Genomic DNA, 22,660 nt, shown 5'->3' with positions numbered 1-22,660 from the left:
ATTTATACAAACTTCCGGGTTACTGAATAACAGACAGCAACCCGGAAGTATGGTGAATTTAGTTATTGACTAATTTCATAGAGCCTTCTGTGTATCTTTCTCCCACGTTGGGATATTTTTTCAGAAGAGCATCAATTGTTTCCATATCTGACGGTGACAGATCGATGTTTACGGCTTCAACATTCTCTTCAAGATATTTAATACGTTTTGTTCCCGGAATCGGAATAATGTCTTCTCCCTGATTCAATACCCAGGCTAAAGCCAACTGGGTTCCTTTTACGCCCTTAGACTGCGCAAATTCATTGATTTCTCTTGCCAGGTTTTTGTTATTTTCCAGATATTCTGCCTGATAACGCGGTAATGTTTTTCTAAAATCTTCATCACCGAAATTCTGCACTTCATTGATATTGGCAAAAAGTCCTCTGGCCAGCGGAGAATACGGCACCAGGGTAATTCCTAACTCTCTGATGGTTGGAAGTATTTCTTTTTCCACATCTTTGGTTAAGATAGAATATTCTGACTGCAATGCTGTAATGGGGTGTATTTTATTTGCTTTTCTAATGGATTCAGCAGAAGCTTCTGATAATCCAAGGTATTTTACTTTTCCTTCTTTCACCAGCTCAGCCATTGCGCCTACTGTTTCTTCTACCGGAATATTCGGATCTACTCTGTGGGCGTAATAGAGATCAATGGTATCGATTTTAAGTCTTTGAAGACTCAGATCAACAGCCTGCCTGATCCACTCCGGTGAACCATCAAAATAGGTTCCGGGAGCCCCACTGTGGCTTGGTTTTCCGTCTTTAAACCTGAATCCGAATTTAGTGGCAATAAAGATCTTATCCCTGTTCGGAACCAGAACCTTCGAGATCAGCTTTTCATTTTCTCCGGCAGCATACATATCTGCAGTATCCCAAAAGTTGATTCCTAAATCTAATGCCTTATGCAGGGTGTTGATGCTTTCCTGCTCATCAGCCGGCCCATATGCAAAGCTCATTCCCATACATCCTAAACCTATTGCAGATAACTGCTCTCCTGTGTTTCCTAATTGTCTGAATTTCATAATTGCTGTGATTTTTAATTGATAGAACAAAATTAAGACAAGAATGGAATGAATGGAATATAGAATTCAAACTAAGAATTATAAAATTCAAACAATTTCTGTTCTGACTGCATTGGGAGCCAAACCGGTCTGCTTTTTAAAGAAATTGGTAAAATAAGCAGGTTCTTCAAATCCTAAACCGTAAGCAATCTCGGATATATTCCAGTCTGTATGCTGCAGCAAAGCATTAGCCTCCTGAATGATCCTGGAAGCGATCTGCTGGCTTGTTGTTTTTCCGGTCATTTCTTTTACCGCACGGTTTAAAGAATTCACGTGAATAGAAAGACTTTGTGCATAGTCATTAGGTGTTTTTAATTTCAGGAACGCTTCAGGACTGTCAATTGGAAATTGCCTTTCCAACAGTTCCATAAATAGTGATACTACCCGCTGAGAGGCATTCTGATAAGGTTCAAAGTTTTCTGCAGGCTGCATTTTCATTGTTTCGTGGATCAGGAGATGAAGGCAGGCACGGAGCATATCATATTTATGCACGTATTCAGTCTGAATCTCAGTCATCATCTTGATAAACAGGTCTGAAATAATTTTCTGCTGTTCTTCATCAACAAAGAAAACGGGAGTTCCCCCTATTTTAAAAAGCTGTGAATCCAAAAGATTTACGAGGCGTGCACCATTCTGCAGGAACTGATCTGTAAAAAGACAGAACCATCCCGCCTGGTCCTCATCGTCCGCATCCCATGAGTATGGAACCACAGGATTGGAAAACAACAGTGCCGGACGGTCTACATGGATCCATTTGTCTGCATAATGAAGTTTTCCTTTTCCTATAATCAGGGAAATTTTATAATAGTCTCTTCTGCTGTAAGGTGATACGAGTGAACAGCTTTCACGTGAAAAGACATTAAAATGCCCTATTCCTGAAGTTGTGAAGGGATCCAGTCTTTCCATAGATGCATTCCGCAGGTAAAATTCCTTTATTGTTTCTTTAGATTCCATACTGCTAAGTTATAAAATTCAAACAATATAAATATTCTGATCATGATCACCTATGAAAAAAAGTGGCCGGCAAATGCCGGCCACTTAAAATTGAATATATAGTTGATAATGGGTCTAGTGATGATTTCCGTTTTTCTTATTCACTTTATATACTTTGGCCTTTTGGACCTTCACTTTCTTGTAATTATTTTTGTTACGGTTATAAACAGCTACCGGATTCTGACCTTTATAATATTTGGTTTTAAACTTGGTATATTTCTCCCTTCCAAGTATTCTTTCTATTTCATAATATCGGTCTTCTCTCCATCGGTCAGGATTGCTTACGTATACCCTGTTCCAGGAATCATAATCACGGTATCTGTCATTTAAAGCATTCAGCTGGTTGGTCTGTACTACAGAAAGCAGAAGGTCTGCCGCTACTGTTTGCCAATTAACATCTGTTATACTTCTTCTGTAATCGTTATAATAATCTGATTGTGCATAGGTAAGGCCAAATGTGCCCGCAAGCATTAATGCGATTAATATTTTTTTCATCTTATCTTGTTTTAAAGTTAAACTGTTTTAGCATAGTCAATTAAAATGCCAAGTCACGAAACACATTCACAATCTTTTGTTAAATAAACATAACTAATTGATAATCTGAACACAATTATCATCACTTTTCTGATTTATAATGCGAAAGAATATATATTTATGAAATATTTGATGGTATAAATTATTGTTTATCTGTTGCAAATGAAATCATGGATTTATTATTCAATATTCTCTCAATTTTAGAATTAATAGAGCTTAAAATTCGTTAAGTTTCCTGAAAACTCATGTTTCGTATTATTTTAATTTGTAATTTTAAGAATGAGAAGTATAAATCCGGAAGGATTGTGATGTCGACAGATTATTAAATGCTTATGAACTGAATAAACTAATCATTTAACTTAACTAAATCTTAATTATTATGGAAAATATAAAGTTTGAGATATCACCATATCAGGATGAACTGCAACTGTTAATTGATGGAGAGAAAGCAGGATATATGTCTATAAAAATTGACGGAAGGCTGCTGATCGTTTATTACACTAAAATTATCGAGGAACGCGAAGGCCATGGATACGCCAAAATGCTTCTTGACGAATTGGTACGCTATTCTGAGGAAAAAGACCTGTTGGTAGATCCTGAATGTGATTTTGTACGCCAGCAGTTTGAGAATCATCCTGCAAGATACAAAGACATCTGGCATGCCTGAATCACTCTTCCCACCACTCCATGAATTGATGGGAAGAGCCGTTCATATCTACTATTTCCCCGATCATCGGGGTAAGTATATTGAGCCCTTTTTCTTTCCCTAAACCTGTTACTTTCTGAAGCGGTTCATTCCAAGGATGAAGAGCCAGTGCAAATTTTGAGGAGTGAACAGGAATAATATTCTTCGCCTTAAGATCTATAGCCGCCTGAATGACATCTTCCGGCAATGCGTGGATATATCTCCAGGCTTCATCATACTGCCCACTTTCAAGAACTGCATAGTCAAAAGGTCCGAACTGCTCTCCAATTGTTTTAAAATGGGAGTCGTATCCGCTATCACCACCCAGAAATATTCTTTTTGTAGGAGTTTCCAATACATAGGAAGTCCACAGCGTATTATTCTGTTTTATTTTCCTTCCCGAAAAATGCCTTGCTGGTGTAAAGGTGATTTTCAGGCTATTTTTTAAAAGAACTCCTGTTCCCCATTCTTCTTCAATCAAGTTTTCTTCACGATACCCCCATCTTTCCAAATGTTCTCCCACCCCCAAAGGAATAATAGCGGTTCCTGTCCGGTCTCTGATTGAATTCACTGTTGGATAATCTAAATGATCAAAATGGTCATGCGTAATAACCAGGTAATCCAGATTGGGAATATCTTCCGGTTTAAATAGATCTGAGCCTTTAAAAGCTTTATTGAAATATTTAAATGGGGAACCATATAAACTCAGGACAGGATCTACGAGAAAAGAAACGCCATCCGTCTGCAGATAATAAGATGAGTGCCCCAACCAGATGAAAACATCTTGATCTTTCCGAATACTTTTTAAATCCGTATGAATAGACGGAATATCTTTCAAAGGTTTCAGCAATGGGTGTTTTTTACCGAAAATAAAATTGTAAGTGACTTTTATTGTGCTGTAACCTTCGGCAACAGACGGGGTATGGCTGATGTTCTGGAATCTTCTGTTTTTATAAAGTTTAGATTTCTTTATACGTTCCAGTCTTCTGCCTTTGGGCTCTCTTCCGAAAGCAGGCATATTCATTACCATCAAGTAAGCTGCCATGAAAAGACCAACCAGTATAATCAAATATATCATCTTGTTAAAATAGGCTGCAAAGGTATTGACTTTTAGTCTGACCTCGAAAATTCAATATTTTTTTAACTTAATTTATAAAGCTTTCTGAATAATTTATTATTTATTTAAATCAGAATAATCTTAAACTTTTTAACTTAGCTGACTGAAAAAAATTCAAAAAACGTTGAAAAATTATTCGATAATACTGCTTGCAGCAGCACTCTCTTCATGCTCATCTATCAGAAGATATAATGAGCAAAGAGCAGCATGCATCGGCCCTGAAGAGCTTAAGGAAGATATAGATTATGCCTACTTAAAGCTTCAAAAGATGCACCCCCAGCTGTACTGGTATATTTCCCAAAAGGATCTTGACTATAAATTTGACAGTCTTAAACAAACGATCAATCAGCCATTAACTCCACTTCAGTTTTATTTTAAATTGCAGCCCGTCATTGCCGATATCCGTGAGGGGCATCTGGCACTCAGAATTCCAAGAAAAAAGTTTACTAAAAGTCAGATTAAAGCTCTTGAACATAAAAAGGGAATGTTCAGCCGTTTTGGATATTACATACAGGATGATCATTTGTATATTATTGAAAATAAGGATTCGATAGAAGATATAAAACCGGGAACTGAAGTATTGGCTATCAATAATATTCCCGTATCAGAATATATAAAGAAATACCGTCAACTGATCAGCAGTGACGGTTACAATACAACTTTTCAATCTTATTTTTTAAAGGATGTTTTCTTTAATTTTTATACTGCAGAAAACGGGTTTACAGATACTGCATTTATAGAAACACTGTACAACGGCACAAAACAGACCTATACTCTGCACCGGGAATCTAAATCTAAAAATGATCTCGAAAAGGATAAAGAACAGGAAAAACGAACCCCGGAAAAGAAAGTAAATGATTATGTAGCCTTCAGCAATTCTTATAACCGGAATTTTAAATTCCTGGATAGAGACAGCACAACAGCTTATATAAAGATAAAGAGTTTTTCAAGTGATTATTCGGATAAGTTTTACAGAGAAACTTTTTCAAAAATAAAAAATGCAGGATCCAAATATTTAATCATAGATGTTCGCAATAATTATGGCGGATCTCTGCATGAGATCAATAACCTGTATTCATATCTAGCACCGAAACCTTATGTCCTGATAAAGCCTTCACAGCTTGCCTCTAGGGTTACTCCCTTAAGAACCAATTATTTCAGGAAAAGCACTCCGTTCCAATATGCTTTTAAGAGCCTAGCCTATCCCACTTATGTCTTTGCACAAACCTTCAGCACTTATAAAAAGGATGGAAAAGTGTATTACAAAATGAAGGCAGACAAACCTACAAAACCTAATAAAAATGCTTTTCAAGGAAAAGTCTTTGTCCTGATCAACGGCGGAAGTTTTTCTGCATCCTCAATCATTACGGCAAAACTGAAGTATGATAAACGGGCAATCCTGGTTGGCGAAGAAACCGGTGGTGCCAATGACGGCACTGTGGCCGGATTTTATTCTTATCAGAAACTTCCGCATTCGAGGATTAATCTTCCTATCGGACTGCTGTTGGTACAGCCCAACATTGATTTTCTGAATATGAAAAGAGGAGTTGCACCGGATGTTACCGTCACAGAAAGTATGCAAGATATTATCAATAAAAAGGACCCGCAACTGGACTGGGTAAAAAATAAAATTGCAGAAGAGAGAGAAAACAAATAATTTGTAAAGTTTCGGCGGGCTTTCAGCCCGCCGAAACTGTTTTCATTTTTTTAATTCCTTTAAAAGGTTTTCTATATGTACGATATACCTTCCGTAATAACGGTAAAACCAGAATTTTCCACTTATAAAGAGTACAAAAAGCCCTACTGTGACAGAGCTTATCAGGATCACAGCAATTTTCATCTCACTCATTGGCTTAGGCCACGGGATAAATTCTATGACGATGATCATTTCGCAGACAATAAAAGGAACAAAGCTTAGATAATAGGACAGATAATACTGTTTATTTAGATTGAACTGCATGACCATATCTTTTAAAGAGTCGTAGGTTTTCAGCATAGGATCGCTGATATCCTTGTAAAGTCTGAAAAATTTACTGAAAAAGAAGATGGTGACAAGAAGCATTGAGGCTATAAGAACCGTAATATAAAACTGGAGTTTAAACGGCCTGCAGAAGGCGCATACTATAAATGAAAAAATAAAGACCCCAATTACAAACCAAAACTCCATACGCATATTTTTACGCACTTTTTCCAATGGCAGATTGATCCTATTTCTCTGTTCAATACTTATTTCGGGAGTTTCTTCCGAAACATCTTCATTCCATACATTTTTTAATTCATCTATATTCATTGGTATTGATTTAAAAATTAAGATTTATTTGAATTTAAAATATCCTTCAATTTATTTTTAGCACGGTTCATTCTTACCCTTGCATTGCCTTCAGAAATTCCCATCTGTTCTGCGATTTGCTTTCCTGAAAAATCTTCCAGGTAATAAAAAATGAATGCTTTATCGATGGAGTTCAGTTTGCGGATCGCTTCATACATCTGAACCAGTTTTTCTTCCTTTTCATCGTCATACTCATCCTGAATGATTTTATATCGGGAGAAATCTTCATTAGAAATAAAGCTTCTTTTTTTCTCTGTTTTTAGAAAAATAATCGCCGTATTGAGTGCAATTCTGTACAGCCACGTAGAAAATTCGCTTTGTCCCTTGAAATGCGGATATGCTTTCCAGATCTGGTAGGTTATTTCCTGGAAAAGATCATCGCGGTCATCTTTTTCGGACATATACATTTTGGAAATCTTAAAAATGATTCCTTTATGTTTTTCAATTTTATTTAAAAATTCCTGCTCTAATGAGTTCATGGTTCCGGGCTCTATAGAGTTAGTTCGAAATGCAAAAAAATGTTACAAATATTTCTTTCTTAAAATAAAAAAATCCGGCAGAAAGTTTCTGTCGGATCTCATTGTGTGTTTTTTTAAGCTCTACTCCAACATCTGTTTATAAAAAACAGAGCCTTTGTACGAAATAATTTTAATTAATACTCTTTAAGAAAAGTGTACTAATTAATTGAACAGTCAGTTTAAATTTGAGCAATCACAAGTCCAAATACATTACTAACATTTCACATTTCCATTAGTTAGTAGAAAAAAAGCAAGAATGTTACATTTTTTAAAAAAATTTTACACTAAAAAGTGAAATTTGAAATTCTTTATTTTTCATACCATTCACCAACTCTTTATTACAGCTGTTTTTAACAATACTATTATTATCAGAAATTATTAAATTTTCTATAAAAAATCCTGACAATAATTTTTGCCAGGATTCAATTTGTTTTCTTAAGATAAAGGGAATTTTAATTCAGGCTGTTCAAGGCCTTTTGAAGGGACTGGATATCAATAAAGTCAAGCTTTACTCCAATAATGATGAAAAGCAGAAGAATCACTGTCAAAAAACCAATGATAAAAATATATACCGAAACAAACCATATAACTGTATTCAGTATATTTCCACTGAGTCCGAACTTATTCATGAAAAACCTCTGGGACCTTTCAAACCATGAATTTTGCTGCATTTTTTTGAGCCTTACTTCCAGCCCGTTCAGTTCGTCAACCAGGCGTACGACATCTTCAATATACCGACCATACATATAATAAATCCAATATTTTATAATAAACCATACAAGCATCAGCGTGATTAGGAAACTGATCCCGAAAATGGCAAGGTTGTATTTTACTTCAAAATGAAAATTGATCTTGATAAGAGATAGCAAAAAGGCAAGCGGAATGTAGGAAATATAATAGGAAATATAGATTTCTTTTGATATCAGAAGCTGCGTTTTAAGGTTAAACAGATCATAGTTTGTATTAATACCGCTTTTACGGAGTATTCTATAAAGTTTTAGAAAACGGGAATAAAAATAAATGATTAAAGCAAGTGTCAAGGCCACGACAAAAGCCGATATAATAACGATATTCGTATCACCGGAAGCAAATGGAAACCCTATCAGAAGCATTGGCAGAGTGATAACCATCAACCAGAATTCTGTTTCCATGTTGATCTTCAGCATCTGCATCGGTGAATGAATTTCACGCTGCTTTTCGAGAGAAATTTCAGGCGGATCCTGCCTGTTGTCTTTATTCCAAAGTTCTTTAAAATTTTCTAACTCCATCTGTTTCTGTTTTAAATCTGATCTTTTTTTTGCTTTTCGATGATCTCCTTCAATTTTGTTTTAGCTCTGTTCAACTTTACGCGAGCATTCACTTCAGTTATTCCTAACTGCTTGGCAATTTCTTTGCCGGGAAAGTCTTCCAAAAAGAAAAAAATAAGCGCTTTGTCTATGGGGCTGAGCTGGTGGATAGCTTCATACATTAGCTTCATATTTTTATCATCTGCATCGTTGTAAGATTCTTGCGGAATGACAAGATTTTCTACTCCCTGATTTTGTATAAAACTACGTTTTTTTTTGCTGCGTAGAAATACGATCGCTGTATTTAGTGCAGTTCTGTAGAGCCATGTTGAGAAGTCACTCTTCCTTTGGAAATCACCATATGATTTCCAGGCCTGATAAATGATCTCCTGGTAAAGATCATTCTGATCATCCTGATCGTCCATATACATTTTAGAGATCTTGAAAATAACACCTTTATGCTTCTCAATTTTCTCCAAAAATTCTTTTTCCATTAAAGACATTATTGAAACTCTATTCGAAAATCAATATTTTGATAAAATATTGATTTTTTTTAACATAAAAATTAAAAACTCTACGCATCAAAGTACAAAATCCTCAAAAAATAAAGAAATTTATTTAGGATTATTATTTTATGTTAAATAGAATTAAAAAAAATGTCTAGAAAATGTAGTCCGTGCTTAAAAAATTAGAATCATGTTCTCTTACAATTGTATTTAATAGTTTTTTGTTGGAATCAGTCAACTTTGCGGCTACCAGAGACCTGATTGAAAATGAGCGAAGGGCATCAAAAACAGAAAGCGTTCCCTCTGCGCTGTCTTTTCTTCCTGTGAATGGAAAAACATCGGGGCCTCGCTGTGCCTGGCAATTGATGTTGACACGGCTAACCAAATTCACAAACGGATCAATTAGTCTGGAAACTTCCTGTGGATCTTCACTAAAAATACTCACCTGCATTCCGTGTGAAGCATTTACCTGATACTCTATAGGCTCTTCTATATCTTCAAATGGCACTACTGGAATCACGGGCCCGAACTGCTCTTCATGGTACAGCTTCATATCGGTGTTGACAGGATAAACCACAGCAGGAAATACAAAAGATTCTTCGGTAAAACCTCCATTTTCATTTAAAACCTTCGCTCCTTTTGTCAATGCATCATCAATACATTCTTTTAAGTAAGGCGGTTTATTGACTTCCGGAAGCGGAGTGACTTTTACGTCTTTTTCCCATGGAAGACCAGGTTTCAGGGCAGAAACAGCAGCACTTAATTTACGGGTAAACTCTTCAGCAATCTCTTTTTGAACAAATATAAGCTTCAGTGCTGTGCACCGTTGTCCGTTGAACGACAGTGCTCCCAGGATACATTCGTTTACTGCAACATTCAGATCAGCATTTTTAGTAACGATGGCAGCATTTTTAGCATCAAGGCTGAGAATGGCACGCAGACGGTTTACTTTGGGATGCAGCTTCTTTAGTCCATTGGCCACTTTGCTGGATCCTATAAAGGCAAGAACATTTACTTTTCCGCTTTCCATGATCGGGGTAATAATCTCTGAACCTTTGCCGTAAAGTGTATTTACCGTCCCTTTTGGAAAGGCTTCTTTAAATGCATTTAATAAAGGATAATGAGCTAGAACACCATGTTTAGGAAGCTTAAAGAGAATAGTATTTCCCATGATGAGGGCAGGAATCAACGTGGTGAAGATCTCATTTAAAGGATAATTGAACGGCCCCATGCTTAAAACCACTCCGAGCGGAGCTCTCCTTATCTGCGCTATGGTTCCTTCTGCCTCCTGGAAACGGGAAGATTCCCTATCCAAATCCTTCAGTGCATCAATGGTTTGATTGATGTAATCTACAGTACGGTCAAATTCTTTTGTTGAATCGGCTAAAGTTTTCCCGATCTCCCACATAAGCAATTTAATGACCAGATCACGCTGTTCGATCATCAGATAGACGAATTTCTGCATACATTGTATACGGCCTTCAACAGACATCGTAGGCCATTCTCCAAGACCGTTATCATAAGCTTTTACGGAGGCTTCAAGGACCTCCACTGCCTCTTTAGGGCCAATATTAGGGATGCTTCCCAGAAGTTTTCTCTCAAGACCATTTTCCGTAGGGATACAGACGGGCGAATAGATATCCTGAACCTCTCCTTTCCACTCTACCAGTTCTCCGTTGAGAAGATAAACCTTCTGGTGGATCTCGGGAACTTTATATTCGTCAGGAATTTCGTTTTCGCTTTTAAAAATATCTTGAAATAACGGTTTGTTTACTGAATCCATAAATTTTATTTTTTGATAATTTGAATGTAAAATTGCCTTTTACAGAATAAAGGTAGAGGTTACAATTGGTAAAAAAAATAGGCAGCTGATAGATTTCCTCTATTTGACGGGTATTTGAATTAAAATTAATAATCCGCTTCTAAAAAAAGAATAATTTTGTTTAAAAATAAATACATGTTTTCAAAATTAGCTTTCAGCACCTTATTATTCTTTTCAGCATTTATTTTTGGCCAGAATACGAAGACAGCCAATACCGTTCTGATGGGAGGAAAACCAATACATACGTACGCCAAACTGCCTGCAGTGAATAAGGCAGCACCAAAGTTTACCCTTACAGATGTTACCATGAAAGATCAGACACTTGATTCTTATAAAGGAAAGTATATTATCCTTAATATTTTTCCGAGTGTAGATACAGGAGTGTGTTCCGCTTCTGTACATCATTTCAATGAAGATGCAGCCAATATTCCAAACACTGTGGTTCTTTGTATTTCCAAAGATCTGCCTTTTGCTCAAAAAAGATTTTGCGGTGCAGAAGGGATCAAAAATGTGGTAATGCTTTCGGATTTCCGTTCTGATTTTGGAAAAACTTACGGCGTGGAAATTACAGATTCTGCTATGAAAGGGCTTCTTAGCAGAGCTGTTGTAGTTATTGATCCTTCGGGAAAAATTATTTATGAAGAGCAGGTTGCCGATATTTCGCAGGAGCCGAACTATGAAGCAGCAATTGCAGCAGTGAAAAAATAAGCTTTGCTTTTGTTAATAAAAAGGTTCCGGCGATCTTCGATCGCCGGAACCTTTTTATTTCTTTATCCTTTTACTTTTAGTGGTTACCACTATTACTCCGTTTTGAGCCTGTGAGCCATAAATTGCAACTGCGGAAGAACCTTTCAGAATATTCATGGTTTTTATAGTATTGGGATCAACAGCCTGCAAATCTTCCAGGCTGGCTATTTTATTGTTCATTACCACCAAAGGTTTCTGATCATTTCTCAAACTTGCATTTGCCCCTCCAATTCTTATTCCCTGTCTGCCTGAACTATTTTCCGGCATCTGATTAATAATTAAGCCCGGCACTTTTGGCGGAATTTCTTTCGTTACATTTTCTTTGGCTTTTATTAAAGTATCTGCCGGTATTACTGTAATTGACCCAAGCATTTTTTGACCCTTTTGCTTGCCCAATCCTTGAAGTACTACTTCTTTTATTTCTTCTGTCTTTAAAGTATCATTTGCTGTACTTTGTTGTGCATTTACAGAAACCAAACCTCCCGTGGTTAAAATAAAACCCACCGCAAATTTCACAAAAACTGAATTGAGGTAAGAATACTGCAGGTTCCTGTTCAACTGAGATTCATAAAAGTTCCCGCAGATATTTTCTGAGGAATGGGAAAAGACATTGATAATTTCCTCATCAGAAGCAATGGTAAAATCCCGGACGGTTTTGGAGCAAATGGAGCAAAATCTGCCTTTTTCTTCGGGGGTCATGGTTTCCCAGTTTTCATGACACAGCTTTGGTATGGTGATTTTCATAATAAAATCTTTATAGTAAAGATGCTTTGTTTAGGAAAAAGGTTGGAAACTTCCATATTTTTTTTAATGCAAAGTTTCAATTTCTAAACTGTAGATTTTAAGACTGCAAAGAAGGAATCAATCTACGATTGATTTGATGAAGCGCACGTTTTATCCCACAACTTCATCAGAGGCGAAGCCACCATTCTTTGCTTTCCTTAGAATCACAAGATGCCATTGTAAAAACTTTGCGTTTAAAAAAACACCATCTTATTCCCCATCCTATCCTGAAATAAAAAACAGAATTATCCAAGGCTAATAAAAAGCCCAACCTACCACCTCGAAATAAATCCCTGGAACTATACGTCCCCCGCAACTTGCAGTAGATTTCCGGAGATCTCCGAAACCGACAAACAATATTGTTTGGAACCAATGGGAGGTTTGTTTTGCAGTGTTTTAGAGGTGTTAGGGAGGTTGTAAGCAGAAGGTTTTAATGTTGTAAGAAGTTTTTAGGCGTTTAGAATTATGGTTCCCATAATGCTGATTGTTTTATTTCTATATTTGATAATTATAGTTGGATTAACTTATTGGTTAATTTTATTGATGAAATGTTAAGTTAAAAATCATGTTGAAGAATTATAAATTATTTTTTACAGTTTCAAAACCTCCAGAAGAAATAGCTACAGAGGAATGTATTTGGTGCAATAGTAAATTAAATAAAAATATAGCTCACATTATATCAAAGAGCCTTCTAAAAACTGAGCATTTTTCAAATAAGCTATACAAGTCTGTTTGCCATCAATGTAATTCTTCATTTGGAAAAAATATTGAGGATTGGATTTTTAAATATTCCCCAATTAACTTTTGGATAAATAGGGATATTAAAAATACAATGAAAATAAATGATGACCGCACATTTAAATATAAGAAAATCTTCGTTTGGCTTCCCGAATTAAATGAATGGTTTATTGCTTTAAATGAAAATTCTAACCAATTTCCGTCTCAATTATTTCTTAATAACAATTTTGAAATTATATTTTTTTATAGTTCGAAAAATAAAACTACAAATAAAAAATTAAATTTTAATTTGTTAGAAAAATTCGTTAATAATATTAAAAGTGATAATTATTCAATTTATACTTCAGAACTTTTGCCAAAAAATTTTAGTCCGCGAATTTTTGAGTATAATAATACTTCTATCATAATTTCTAGAACAAATGATAATGCTGATTTTTTTATCAATATAATTAAAAGTTTAAAAATAATAGAATCTATAGAAATTAAAAATATTTATCCTGATCAAAAAGAGCTCAAACATTTAATAATAAATTACAAGTGGTCAAGAAAAAAGTATTACAAATACTGCTCGAAAATTGCATTTGAATTTTTATCACTAATTCAAGGGAATGATTTTGTTAAAAACTCAGAATTTAATAGTTTTAAGAAATTTTTATTAGAGAATGTGAAAAATGAATTTTCAGAAGTTTTATTTGTTAACGGAAGAGGAATTAATGAAAAAATACTAACATTAGGTGGCTGGGTTGATATTTCTAATGAAGCTAAAATTTCAAAAAAAACAATATTCCCAACTTTTAACTTAAATGCACTTAAGGATTATACCTTTTCTATGATACTTTATAAATGTGATTCACATATATGTGCTTCCATTAAATTATTTGAATTTGAACCTTGCAATATTATATTATCAGACACATCACAAGATTTTGAAACTATTCATCTAATAACGTATTCTGCAAAAGAAGATAAATTGAACTTTTACGAAACAACAGCAGATATTGAAAATTTTGACCAAGAAGTGATATTTGTTTCTGATGAACAAAGCCTTTATCACTTAGGAAAATAATATAAGCGATGTAATCCATTACTCCATAAGCTTATATTATTTTGCAATTGCTCACTAAAAAAACCTGCCTCCTGGCAGGTTTTTCCACATCTAAAAAGTTTTAAAGCAAACTCTCATCCACAAAATTCGGAAGCGTTACTTTCAGGTTCGGTTCTGCTTCCATTGCTCTTTTAATAGCGAAAACAGCGCCTTCGTTTCTGGCCCAGCTTCTTCTGGAGATTCCGTTGTTCACGTCCCAGAAGAGCATAGATTTCAGTCTTCTGTCGGCATCTGCACTCCCATCAAGAAGCATTCCGAAACCACCGTTAATGACTTCGCCCCAGCCTACTCCGCCGCCATTATGGATAGACACCCATGTAGCGCCACGGAAACTGTCACCAATCACGTTGTGGATCGCCATATCTGCGGTAAACCTTGAACCGTCATAAATATTGGAAGTCTCCCTGTAAGGCGAATCCGTCCCGGAAACATCATGATGATCCCTTCCGAGAACTACTGGTCCGATCTCCCCGTTCTTAATAGCATTGTTGAAGGCTTCGGCGATCTTCATTCTTCCCTCTGCATCGGCATACAGGATTCTCGCCTGCGAGCCTACTACCAGCTTGTTTTCCTGCGCCCCTTTAATCCACTGGATATTGTCTTTCATCTGCTGCTGAATCTCTTCAGGAGAGTTTTTTACCATTTCCTCTAAAACAGCACATGCTATATCATCCGTTTTCTGTAAATCTTCCGGTTTTCCGCTTGTACATACCCAACGGAAAGGCCCGAAGCCATAATCGAAGCACATAGGCCCCATAATATCCTGAACGTAGCTCGGATATTTGAATTCTCTTCCTAAAGTTGGATTTTCTGCCATTACATCGGCTCCTGCTCGTGAAGCTTCCAGTAAAAAAGCATTCCCGTAATCAAAGAAATAAGTTCCTTTCTGTGTATGCTTATTGATGGCTGCAGCATGTCTTCTTAAAGTTTCCTGAACTTTTTCCTTGAACATTTCGGGTTCTTCGGCCATCATTTTGTTTGACTCCTCAAAGCTTTGCCCGGCCGGGTAATAACCGCCAGCCCAAGGGTTGTGAAGGGATGTTTGGTCTGATCCTATGTCGATTTTTAAATTATTTTCATCAAATTTCTCCCAAACCTCAACAATATTTCCAAGGTAAGCCAGAGAAACTGTTTCTTTATTTTCCTGGGCTTTTCTTACCCTTTCTATCAATTCATCTATATTCTCATAAATCTCATTCACCCATTTCTGGTCGTGACGGATTTTTGTGATCTTTGGATTTACTTCAGCGCATACTGTGATACAACCCGCAATATTTCCTGCTTTGGGCTGTGCCCCGCTCATTCCTCCCAATCCTGAAGTTACAAAAAGTCCACCTTTCGGTTCTTTTTTAATCTTTCTGAAAGCATTCAGAACAGTGATGGTTGTTCCGTGAACAATTCCCTGGGGCCCAATATACATATAGCTTCCCGCTGTCATCTGTCCATATTGGGTAACACCCAAAGCATTGAATTTTTCCCAGTCATCCGGCTTGGAATAGTTGGGAATCATCATTCCGTTGGTTACTACCACTCTCGGTGCATCTTTATGCGACGGGAAAAGCCCCATTGGATGCCCTGAATACATTGTGAGAGTCTGCTCATCCGTCATTTCCGACAGATACTTCATCGTTAAAAGATACTGGGCCCAGTTGGAAAATACAGCTCCGTTTCCTCCATAAGTAATAAGCTCATGAGGATGCTGCGCCACGGCATAATCAAGGTTATTCTGGATCATCAGCATAATGGCTTTTGCCTGCTCGGATTTTCCGGGATATTCTTCAATTGCCCTTGCCTTCATTTCATAATCAGGACGGAAACGGTACATATAAATTCTGCCATATTTCTCCAGTTCTTCTCTGAATTCAGGCAGCAATTCCTCATGAAACTTAGGTTCGAAATAACGCAAAGCATTCTTCAGAGCAAGCTTTTTCTCTTCTTCTCCTAAAATTTCTTTACGCTTCGGTGCATGGTTGATATTGGTTTCGTATGGTTTAGGCTGTGGCAGGTGATCAGGAATTCCCTGCTGGATCTGTTCTTGAAATGTCATATTGCTATTTAAAGTTCAATGTTTAGAATCAATGTTTGAAGTTTTAAAGATATTCAAATTAGAAAATATAGGCAAGGGAATTTGATGATGTGTTGATTTGCAGATACCGACTATAATAAAAATACCTACTGAATATTCCCCTCCTTTGGAGGGGTGGATGACAAAATTCAGGGAATTTTGGAAGACGGGGTGGTCCCAAAATACTCAATAATAAAATACTCCAAATCCTTCATCACTACATCAATATTATTCCTGACATCAAAATCCGAGATTCTGAAAACAAGAAGTCCCAAAGCCTCAAGATATTCCTGTCTTATTCCATCATAAATCTGCTTTTCATCATGGCTTGAACCATCAATTTCAATAATCAATCCTAAAGTTTTTACATAAAAATCTACAACATAATTTCCGATAATTCTCTGCCGGTCAAAATCTATATTGTGGAAGGTCCTGGCTCGTACCTTTTTCCAAAAGAGAACTTCACCAAGAATTCCTGCTTTACGTTTTTCTTTTAATAAAGCTTTTAAGAGAGGGTTATAAGGTAAATTTTCTACGAAGTTCCTGTGGATGGGAACTCCGTTGATGTGGGTTAGTATTTCTTTCATTGTTTTGTGTTTTTTAACCACCCCGTCTTCTCCTTTTAGTCGAATCCACCCCTCCAATGGAGGGGAATAATATTCCACAATAAAACAGGTGATCTCCAAAAATAACAAAACCTTACTGGAAATCAGTAAGGTTATTCTATATTTACCCGTTCAGTATTTAAGTTAGAACATCATCATTTTCTTCTTCATGGTCATCTTCGTTGTCACTGAGGCTCCAGTAATTATTTTCTTCATCCTCAGATCCTATTTCTTCCATGTCGTCATCATCTTCAATTCCGGGAATATCAAGGCCTTTATCTATTTTATCTTCATCCTCATTTTCATCCTCATTCAATATGGGATTTCCATCGCCATCGAGCGGGATATGTTTTTCCTTATTAAATATATCTTCATTTGGACTGTAATCCATCTGCTCTAATTTTCTGTTCTGTTCATTGGTATTGTTTTCAGGTGTCATAATATTTTGTATTTAAGGTTTAACAATACAGAACAAAAATAATTCCAAGCTGCTATGAATTCTCAGAATATACTTCAGGGTTGGCACAATAAGGAATTTTTTCACCTTTAGAAAAGGCAATAATGTTTTCGGCAGCCATCTTTGCCATTCCTGTTCTGGCTTCTATGGTTGCAGAGCCTATGTGTGGCAGTACACAAACGCTGGAAAGTTCCAAAAGAGGGCTTTCTTTAAACATCGGTTCAGGATTGGTAACATCCAGACCGGCTCCCCAAATCTGTTTTGAAACCAGCGCTTCATACAGGTCCTTCTCATTCTGAAAACCACCTCTTGCCGTATTGATGAAAATGGCATTAGATTTCATTTTTGCAAATACAGATTTATTAAAGAGGTCCTTCTGTTCAGGGGTGAAATTGGCATGGATACTCAGTACATCCGACTGTTCAATAAGCTCTTCAAAAGAAACATAAGTGGCATTCAGTTTTTTTTCTGCTTCTTCATTCCGGTTCCTGTTGTGATAAATGATCTTCATATCAAAAGCCTTATGTGACTTTTCAGCCATTTCAAAGCCAATTCTTCCCAATCCCAAAATTCCTAAAGTTTTTCCATACAATTCCTGTCCCAGAGCATGCAATGGGTCAAAATCTCCCCAGTTACCATCTTTCACCTTCTGAAAGTTATAGCTCGCTCGTCTTGCCACAGACTGCATCAGCAGGAAAGCTATGTCAGAAGTGGCTTTACTGAGGACATCAGGTGTATTTCCAACAGGAATATTTCTACTATTGGCCTCTTTAATATCCACATGATCAAAACCTACAGAATATAAGGCAATTGTTTTTATATTGGTACATTGATCGAAAAAATCTCTGTCGTATTTAAATTCTGCTCCTATACTTAAAATAGCATCACTATTCTGACAATAAATTAGCCATTCTTCATGAGACAGATTTTCATGTTCGGGAATAAAAACTTCCAGTCCTGCTTCTTTCAGCATATCGAGTCCTGCTTCCGGAATTCTTTTGTTTACAAATACTTTCATTCTACTTCTGATTTAATTCGTGTTTTAGATTTCCAATGAAAAACCTCACTCCTGTTAAAAAGTGAGGTTCTTAACTTTAATATTAAAAATTATTGATCTTCATTTGCTTGGTTCTGGTTTTTGTCCCAGGCTTGAGAAGCCATCTCCTGAATCTCTTCCCAAACATCCTTTGCTGATTTCTGTGCATGAGCCATAAATCCCTGCTTGGTCGCTTCCTGATTCTTAGTTTTCATATCATTCATATAATCTTTCACCTGCTGGGTATAGCTTTCTGTGTGATATCCGGGATTATTATGCAGGTTTTTCTGAATATTACTGAAATCGTGAGAGGATTTAAATCTATTCGTATCCATAATAATAAAATTTAAGTGATTAGGTACTCAATTGAATCCAATTACTATTCCGAACCGGTCTTAAAGTTTATTAAAACTGTTTTTTTCCCACAAAAGATTAATTTATTTAAACACTTAGAACACTTTAGTTTTAAAAAATTTGCCATCCTGACTTAATTATTCAAAAAGATTTTGTGACTTTTGTGGAATTAAAAATATGCTTTAATGATTGGTATCTCCAAGCATCGGAACAAATTTATAAGCCCCGAATTCTTCTTTTTCGAATTGGGTAGGAGCTGTTTTGGTAAATCTGTACAGGATCTGTTCATCGGTAGGCCCCAACGGAATAACCATTTTCCCGCCTACACTCAGCTGTTTTAATAATTCTGTGGGTAAAACAGAAGCCCCACAAGTAACAATAATCTTATCAAAAGGAGCAAAAGTAGGAAGCCCGGCAAAACCGTCTCCAAAACTCTGAAATTTTGGACTCAGATGCAGCTCACGGAATTTTTTCTTTGAGAAATCAAAAAGATCTTTCTGTCTTTCTACCGTATAGACCAATGCTTTCATAGCCAATAGAACGGCAGTCTGATATCCACATCCGGTTCCGATTTCCAGAACTTTTTCGCCCGGTTTTACCTGGAGCAGCTCGGATTGTTCTGCCACAGTTGAGGGATGAGAAATAGTCTGATGTGACAAAATTGGGAATGCCCGGTCTTCATAAGCAAAATCCTCAAAAATACTTTCGATAAAAAGATGTCTCGGAACGTCACTCATTGCCGAAAGTACATTTTCATCCGAGATTCCTATCTTATGTCTTAAATATTCGACCAGAATCTTTCTTTTTCCTTTATGTACAAACGAATCATGCATCATTAGTAAGATAATAGTTATTAGGTTACAGGTAGTAGTTCATGCAAAAGTAAAAAAACTATCCATACTTATCAACCTAAAAAGGACAAGGTATTTCTTAATACCTAAAATTCTTATCTTTACAAAAATTAAAAAAAATCTATGTTAAAAGCAGGTTTGGTAGGTGCCGGACATCTGGGGAAGATCCATTTACGACTTCTTAACCAGTCAGATAAGTATGAGCTGGTAGGTTTCCACGATAAAGATACTGAAAACGGGAAAAAAATAGAAGCAGAATTCGGGTATAAATATTTTGAAAATTTTGATGAACTTCTTGAGCAGATCGATATGCTGGATATTGTGACTCCCACAGTCTATCATTATGATTATGCCCTAAAAGCAATTGAAAAAGGTCTTCATTTTTTCATTGAAAAACCGGTGACCCAAACGCTTGAGCAGGCAGAAGAAATCCTTCACAAATGCCAGGAAAACGGCATTAAGGCGCAGGTAGGACATGTTGAAAGATACAACCCCGCTTTTATTGCCACTAAAGAATACATTAAAAATCCAATGTTCATTGAGATCCACAGGCTGGCAGAATTCAATCCCAGAGGAACGGATGTTTCTGTAGTACTGGACCTTATGATCCATGATCTGGATATTTTGCTGAGCATGGCTAAATCTAAGGTTAAAAACATTCATGCTAGCGGTGTATGTGTGGTAAGCAAAACCCCCGACATTGCCAATGCCAGAATAGAATTTGAAAACGGCTGTGTAGCCAACCTTACCACTTCCAGAATCTCCATGAAAGCCATGAGAAAAAGCCGTTTTTTCCAGAAAGATGCATATATTTCTGTAGATTTTCTTGAAAAGAAAGCAGAGGTGATTAGAATGAAAGACGCTCCTGAAAACCCTACTCCTTTTGATATGATTATTGAAAATGCTGACGGAGAAAGGAACCAGATTTTATTTGAATATCCTAATATTGAGCCCAATAATGCTATCCTTGATGAATTAAATTCTTTTGCAGACGCCATCACTGATGGCAAAAATGTGGAAGTTTCCCTGGAAGACGGAACAGAAGCTTTAAAGGTTGCCCTTGAAATTGTAAAACTGATTTCAAAATAAGTTTTATCCCATAATATTATAACAGGCTGTCATTTAAAATGACAGCCTGTTGTCTTTAAAAAATTCATTAGAAATAAACTTACTATTTCTTTTCATTACACAATTTTAATTTTTGTTCTGGATTTTTTAAATATATTTGTTTTTCTTAAAACTATTGTTCTACAATTCTCTCCTATAATTTAAAATAAACTAATTCAATATGAAAAGAGTCATCCTGTTATCCACTTTAATATTGTCTCAATTTGGGACATCACAATTATTAAAAACTGACGGACAGAAAATAATCAATGACAAAGGAGAAAACATCCAGTTGCGGGGGCTTGGCCTTGGCGGGTGGATGCTTCAGGAAGGATATATGCTGAAAACAGCTGATTTTGCAGGGCCTCAGCACAAGATCAAAGAGAAAATCACTGAATTAATTGGTGAAGACGGAATGAAGGATTTTTATAAGGCTTACCTTAAAAATGGTATTACCAGGCAAGATATCGATTTTCTTGCTAAAGCGGGATTCAATTCTGTAAGGCTTCCGATGCATTATGATCTATACACTTTTCCTATTGAAAAGGAACCGGTAAAAGGACAAAATACATGGCTGGAAGAAGGTTTTAAAATGACAGATAACCTTCTGAAATGGTGTGCTGCCAATAAAATATACCTGATCCTTGATCTTCATGCAGCACCGGGAGGACAGGGAAATGACGTTAATATTTCAGATAACGATAAAACAAAACCATCTCTCTGGGAAAGCATTGAAAATCAGAAAAAAACGATTGCTTTATGGAAAAAACTTGCTGAACGGTATAAGGATGAGCCCTGGATTGGCGGTTATGACCTGATCAATGAGCCAAATATCAATTTCACCGGAAAAAATCCGAATGGTACCGACGAAATGTCGAACGCGCCGCTCTGGAAACTGCAAAAGGACATTACAGCTGCTATCCGGGAAACCGATAAAAAGCATATTATATTTATTGAAGGAAACGGTTGGGGAAATAATTACAACGGCCTGATCCCGATCTGGGACAGCAATATGGTATTCAGCTTTCATAAATACTGGAATTATAATAATGATGAAACCATCCGGTCTATCCTTGATCTCAGGACAAAACACAACATGCCTATCTGGCTTGGGGAAACTGGAGAAAACTCCAATGTGTGGTTTACCGAGCTGATCCAGCTTTTGGACAGACATAATATTGGATATGCATTCTGGCCGATGAAAAAGATCGATAATATTGCAGGAATTACCAACGTCAAAATTACTCCCGAATATGAAAAACTTCTGAATTATTGGAAAAACGGCGGCGAAAAACCTTCTAAAGACTATGCAACAAAAGCCTTGATGAAGATCGCGGAAAATTATAAATTCAGTAATGTGGAGATTAAGAATGATGTTATAGATGCTATGTTCAGACAGGTTAATGAAGATTCAACAAAACCGTTCAAAAATCATCAGGCTCCGGGAAAAGTATTTGCTTCGGACTATGATTTGGGAAGAATGGGTTCGGCTTACCTTGACAAAGATTTTGTCAACCTTTGGGTAAGTGATCCGAAGAAAAGATCGGAATGGAATTCCGGACAGCAGATGAGAAATGACGGTGTGGATATTTACCTCTGCCATGACAGCATTTCTAATTCTTATTATGTGGGAAAAACGGAAGCGGAAGAATGGCTTCAATATACCATTGACACAAAATTTGAGAAAAACTACTCGTTCAGCATCAGATATGCAGGTAAGAATGATGGCGGTATCAGACTGGAAGATGCTTCCGGGAAACTGCTGGCCAAAGTTTCACTGCCTTCCACCGGGGGAGATGAAAACTGGAAAACAGTTTCGATTAAAAACGTGCCTTTGAAGAAAGGAACAAATAAAATCAGACTCCATTTTGAAAGCGGTGGCTCCAACCTTAATTATTTTGAAATACAATAATAATTATCTTA

22 protein-coding genes are annotated in these 22,660 nt (G+C 36.4%); 6 read left to right on the top strand and 16 right to left on the bottom strand.

Annotated features, from left to right (window positions below):
• Nucleotides 1–58: 58 nt before the first annotated feature.
• The 3 genes from J2T03_RS01055 to J2T03_RS01045 all read right to left on the bottom strand — a co-directional run bounded on the left by J2T03_RS01055 (nt 59) and on the right by J2T03_RS01045 (nt 2,587).
• The gene (locus J2T03_RS01055; RefSeq protein ID WP_306846003.1) at nt 59–1,060 is read right to left on the bottom strand and encodes an aldo/keto reductase; all 1,002 of its coding nucleotides are present in this window, start codon (nt 1,058–1,060) and stop codon (nt 59–61) included.
• An 87-nt stretch (nt 1,061–1,147) separates the two neighbouring features.
• A complete protein-coding gene (locus J2T03_RS01050) occupies nt 1,148–2,053 on the bottom strand; it encodes a helix-turn-helix domain-containing protein (RefSeq protein WP_307208947.1) in 906 nt (301 codons plus the stop codon).
• Nucleotides 2,054–2,167: 114 nt separating this feature from the next.
• On the bottom strand, nt 2,168–2,587 hold the full coding sequence (locus J2T03_RS01045) for a hypothetical protein (protein ID WP_306846005.1): 420 nt from the start codon (nt 2,585–2,587) through the stop codon (nt 2,168–2,170).
• A 418-nt stretch (nt 2,588–3,005) separates the two neighbouring features.
• Between J2T03_RS01045 and J2T03_RS01040 the strand changes: the two genes are divergently transcribed.
• Nucleotides 3,006–3,293: a GNAT family N-acetyltransferase gene (locus tag J2T03_RS01040; protein ID WP_111955085.1), complete on the top strand. Its 288-nt coding sequence runs from the start codon at nt 3,006–3,008 to the stop codon at nt 3,291–3,293.
• Between the two features lies 1 nt (nt 3,294).
• Here the strand turns inward: J2T03_RS01040 and J2T03_RS01035 are convergent, their stop codons facing one another.
• Nucleotides 3,295–4,389, bottom strand: coding sequence for an MBL fold metallo-hydrolase (locus J2T03_RS01035; RefSeq protein WP_307208945.1), 1,095 nt, complete (start codon nt 4,387–4,389; stop codon nt 3,295–3,297).
• Between the two features lie 163 nt (nt 4,390–4,552).
• Between J2T03_RS01035 and J2T03_RS01030 the strand changes: the two genes are divergently transcribed.
• The gene (locus J2T03_RS01030; RefSeq protein WP_307208944.1) at nt 4,553–6,085 is read left to right on the top strand and encodes a S41 family peptidase; all 1,533 of its coding nucleotides are present in this window, start codon (nt 4,553–4,555) and stop codon (nt 6,083–6,085) included.
• A 42-nt stretch (nt 6,086–6,127) separates the two neighbouring features.
• On the opposite strand, the gene J2T03_RS01025 is transcribed toward J2T03_RS01030, so the two are convergent.
• The 5 genes from J2T03_RS01025 to J2T03_RS01005 all read right to left on the bottom strand — a co-directional run bounded on the left by J2T03_RS01025 (nt 6,128) and on the right by J2T03_RS01005 (nt 10,850).
• Nucleotides 6,128–6,718 carry a hypothetical protein gene (locus J2T03_RS01025; protein ID WP_306846009.1) on the bottom strand — a complete coding sequence of 197 codons (591 nt, stop codon included), beginning with the start codon at nt 6,716–6,718 and terminating at the stop codon, nt 6,128–6,130.
• Between the two features lie 17 nt (nt 6,719–6,735).
• The gene (locus tag J2T03_RS01020; RefSeq protein WP_306846010.1) at nt 6,736–7,236 is read right to left on the bottom strand and encodes an RNA polymerase sigma factor; all 501 of its coding nucleotides are present in this window, start codon (nt 7,234–7,236) and stop codon (nt 6,736–6,738) included.
• Between the two features lie 491 nt (nt 7,237–7,727).
• Nucleotides 7,728–8,543 carry a hypothetical protein gene (locus J2T03_RS01015; protein WP_306846011.1) on the bottom strand — a complete coding sequence of 272 codons (816 nt, stop codon included), beginning with the start codon at nt 8,541–8,543 and terminating at the stop codon, nt 7,728–7,730.
• An 11-nt stretch (nt 8,544–8,554) separates the two neighbouring features.
• Nucleotides 8,555–9,064 carry an RNA polymerase sigma factor gene (locus tag J2T03_RS01010; protein WP_306846012.1) on the bottom strand — a complete coding sequence of 170 codons (510 nt, stop codon included), beginning with the start codon at nt 9,062–9,064 and terminating at the stop codon, nt 8,555–8,557.
• Nucleotides 9,065–9,221: 157 nt separating this feature from the next.
• Nucleotides 9,222–10,850, bottom strand: a complete 1,629-nt coding sequence (locus J2T03_RS01005; RefSeq protein WP_307208942.1) for an NADP-dependent glyceraldehyde-3-phosphate dehydrogenase — start codon at nt 10,848–10,850, stop codon at nt 9,222–9,224.
• 174 nt (nt 10,851–11,024) lie between these two features.
• On the opposite strand from J2T03_RS01005, the gene tpx reads away from it, so the two are divergent.
• The gene (gene tpx, locus J2T03_RS01000; protein WP_306846014.1) at nt 11,025–11,597 is read left to right on the top strand and encodes a thiol peroxidase; all 573 of its coding nucleotides are present in this window, start codon (nt 11,025–11,027) and stop codon (nt 11,595–11,597) included.
• Nucleotides 11,598–11,651: 54 nt separating this feature from the next.
• Here the strand turns inward: tpx and J2T03_RS00995 are convergent, their stop codons facing one another.
• Entirely contained in the window at nt 11,652–12,380 is a 729-nt protein-coding gene (locus J2T03_RS00995) for a TonB-dependent receptor plug domain-containing protein (RefSeq protein WP_307208940.1), read from the bottom strand.
• A 604-nt stretch (nt 12,381–12,984) separates the two neighbouring features.
• On the opposite strand from J2T03_RS00995, the gene J2T03_RS00990 reads away from it, so the two are divergent.
• A complete protein-coding gene (locus J2T03_RS00990) occupies nt 12,985–14,223 on the top strand; it encodes a hypothetical protein (protein WP_307208938.1) in 1,239 nt (412 codons plus the stop codon).
• Nucleotides 14,224–14,323: 100 nt separating this feature from the next.
• Here J2T03_RS00990 and J2T03_RS00985 read toward each other — a convergent pair whose 3' ends face one another.
• The 6 genes from J2T03_RS00985 to J2T03_RS00960 all read right to left on the bottom strand — a co-directional run bounded on the left by J2T03_RS00985 (nt 14,324) and on the right by J2T03_RS00960 (nt 19,612).
• Entirely contained in the window at nt 14,324–16,309 is a 1,986-nt protein-coding gene (locus J2T03_RS00985) for a urocanate hydratase (RefSeq protein ID WP_307208937.1), read from the bottom strand.
• Between the two features lie 167 nt (nt 16,310–16,476).
• On the bottom strand, nt 16,477–16,914 hold the full coding sequence (locus J2T03_RS00980; RefSeq protein WP_307208935.1) for an endonuclease domain-containing protein: 438 nt from the start codon (nt 16,912–16,914) through the stop codon (nt 16,477–16,479).
• Nucleotides 16,915–17,071: 157 nt separating this feature from the next.
• Nucleotides 17,072–17,371, bottom strand: coding sequence for a hypothetical protein (locus J2T03_RS00975; protein WP_307208933.1), 300 nt, complete (start codon nt 17,369–17,371; stop codon nt 17,072–17,074).
• A gap of 52 nt (nt 17,372–17,423) precedes the next feature.
• Entirely contained in the window at nt 17,424–18,407 is a 984-nt protein-coding gene (locus J2T03_RS00970) for a 2-hydroxyacid dehydrogenase (RefSeq protein ID WP_307208931.1), read from the bottom strand.
• Nucleotides 18,408–18,496: 89 nt separating this feature from the next.
• Nucleotides 18,497–18,760: a prevent-host-death protein gene (locus tag J2T03_RS00965; RefSeq protein WP_306846024.1), complete on the bottom strand. Its 264-nt coding sequence runs from the start codon at nt 18,758–18,760 to the stop codon at nt 18,497–18,499.
• Nucleotides 18,761–18,961: 201 nt separating this feature from the next.
• Nucleotides 18,962–19,612 (bottom strand): protein-L-isoaspartate(D-aspartate) O-methyltransferase, encoded by a 651-nt coding sequence (locus tag J2T03_RS00960; RefSeq protein ID WP_307211063.1) that lies wholly within the window; start codon nt 19,610–19,612, stop codon nt 18,962–18,964.
• Nucleotides 19,613–19,753: 141 nt separating this feature from the next.
• On the opposite strand from J2T03_RS00960, the gene J2T03_RS00955 reads away from it, so the two are divergent.
• On the top strand, nt 19,754–20,719 hold the full coding sequence (locus tag J2T03_RS00955) for a Gfo/Idh/MocA family protein (RefSeq protein ID WP_306846025.1): 966 nt from the start codon (nt 19,754–19,756) through the stop codon (nt 20,717–20,719).
• A gap of 199 nt (nt 20,720–20,918) precedes the next feature.
• Nucleotides 20,919–22,649: a cellulase family glycosylhydrolase gene (locus tag J2T03_RS00950; protein ID WP_307208929.1), complete on the top strand. Its 1,731-nt coding sequence runs from the start codon at nt 20,919–20,921 to the stop codon at nt 22,647–22,649.
• The last annotated feature ends 11 nt before the right edge of the window (nt 22,650–22,660 follow it).

Origin of the sequence: Chryseobacterium lathyri (assembly GCF_030812195.1) — a bacterium.
GTDB classification, from domain to species: domain Bacteria; phylum Bacteroidota; class Bacteroidia; order Flavobacteriales; family Weeksellaceae; genus Chryseobacterium; species Chryseobacterium lathyri_A.
Note: the sequence above shows the minus strand (reverse complement) of the source record. Positions and strands in the feature narration are given on the sequence as shown.

Coding starts and splice junctions, on each gene's coding strand:
- J2T03_RS01055 (WP_306846003.1), bottom strand. CDS start 1,060: ATGAAATTCAGACAATTAGGAAACACAGGAGAGCAGTTATCTGCAATA.
- J2T03_RS01050 (WP_307208947.1), bottom strand. CDS start 2,053: ATGGAATCTAAAGAAACAATAAAGGAATTTTACCTGCGGAATGCATCT.
- J2T03_RS01045 (WP_306846005.1), bottom strand. CDS start 2,587: ATGAAAAAAATATTAATCGCATTAATGCTTGCGGGCACATTTGGCCTT.
- J2T03_RS01040 (WP_111955085.1), top strand. CDS start 3,006: ATGGAAAATATAAAGTTTGAGATATCACCATATCAGGATGAACTGCAA.
- J2T03_RS01035 (WP_307208945.1), bottom strand. CDS start 4,389: ATGATATATTTGATTATACTGGTTGGTCTTTTCATGGCAGCTTACTTG.
- J2T03_RS01025 (WP_306846009.1), bottom strand. CDS start 6,718: ATGAATATAGATGAATTAAAAAATGTATGGAATGAAGATGTTTCGGAA.
- J2T03_RS01020 (WP_306846010.1), bottom strand. CDS start 7,236: ATGAACTCATTAGAGCAGGAATTTTTAAATAAAATTGAAAAACATAAA.
- J2T03_RS01015 (WP_306846011.1), bottom strand. CDS start 8,543: ATGGAGTTAGAAAATTTTAAAGAACTTTGGAATAAAGACAACAGGCAG.
- J2T03_RS01010 (WP_306846012.1), bottom strand. CDS start 9,064: ATGTCTTTAATGGAAAAAGAATTTTTGGAGAAAATTGAGAAGCATAAA.
- J2T03_RS01005 (WP_307208942.1), bottom strand. CDS start 10,850: ATGGATTCAGTAAACAAACCGTTATTTCAAGATATTTTTAAAAGCGAA.
- tpx (WP_306846014.1), top strand. CDS start 11,025: ATGTTTTCAAAATTAGCTTTCAGCACCTTATTATTCTTTTCAGCATTT.
- J2T03_RS00995 (WP_307208940.1), bottom strand. CDS start 12,380: ATGAAAATCACCATACCAAAGCTGTGTCATGAAAACTGGGAAACCATG.
- J2T03_RS00990 (WP_307208938.1), top strand. CDS start 12,985: ATGTTGAAGAATTATAAATTATTTTTTACAGTTTCAAAACCTCCAGAA.
- J2T03_RS00985 (WP_307208937.1), bottom strand. CDS start 16,309: ATGACATTTCAAGAACAGATCCAGCAGGGAATTCCTGATCACCTGCCA.
- J2T03_RS00980 (WP_307208935.1), bottom strand. CDS start 16,914: ATGAAAGAAATACTAACCCACATCAACGGAGTTCCCATCCACAGGAAC.
- J2T03_RS00975 (WP_307208933.1), bottom strand. CDS start 17,371: ATGACACCTGAAAACAATACCAATGAACAGAACAGAAAATTAGAGCAG.
- J2T03_RS00970 (WP_307208931.1), bottom strand. CDS start 18,407: ATGAAAGTATTTGTAAACAAAAGAATTCCGGAAGCAGGACTCGATATG.
- J2T03_RS00965 (WP_306846024.1), bottom strand. CDS start 18,760: ATGGATACGAATAGATTTAAATCCTCTCACGATTTCAGTAATATTCAG.
- J2T03_RS00960 (WP_307211063.1), bottom strand. CDS start 19,612: ATGCATGATTCGTTTGTACATAAAGGAAAAAGAAAGATTCTGGTCGAA.
- J2T03_RS00955 (WP_306846025.1), top strand. CDS start 19,754: ATGTTAAAAGCAGGTTTGGTAGGTGCCGGACATCTGGGGAAGATCCAT.
- J2T03_RS00950 (WP_307208929.1), top strand. CDS start 20,919: ATGAAAAGAGTCATCCTGTTATCCACTTTAATATTGTCTCAATTTGGG.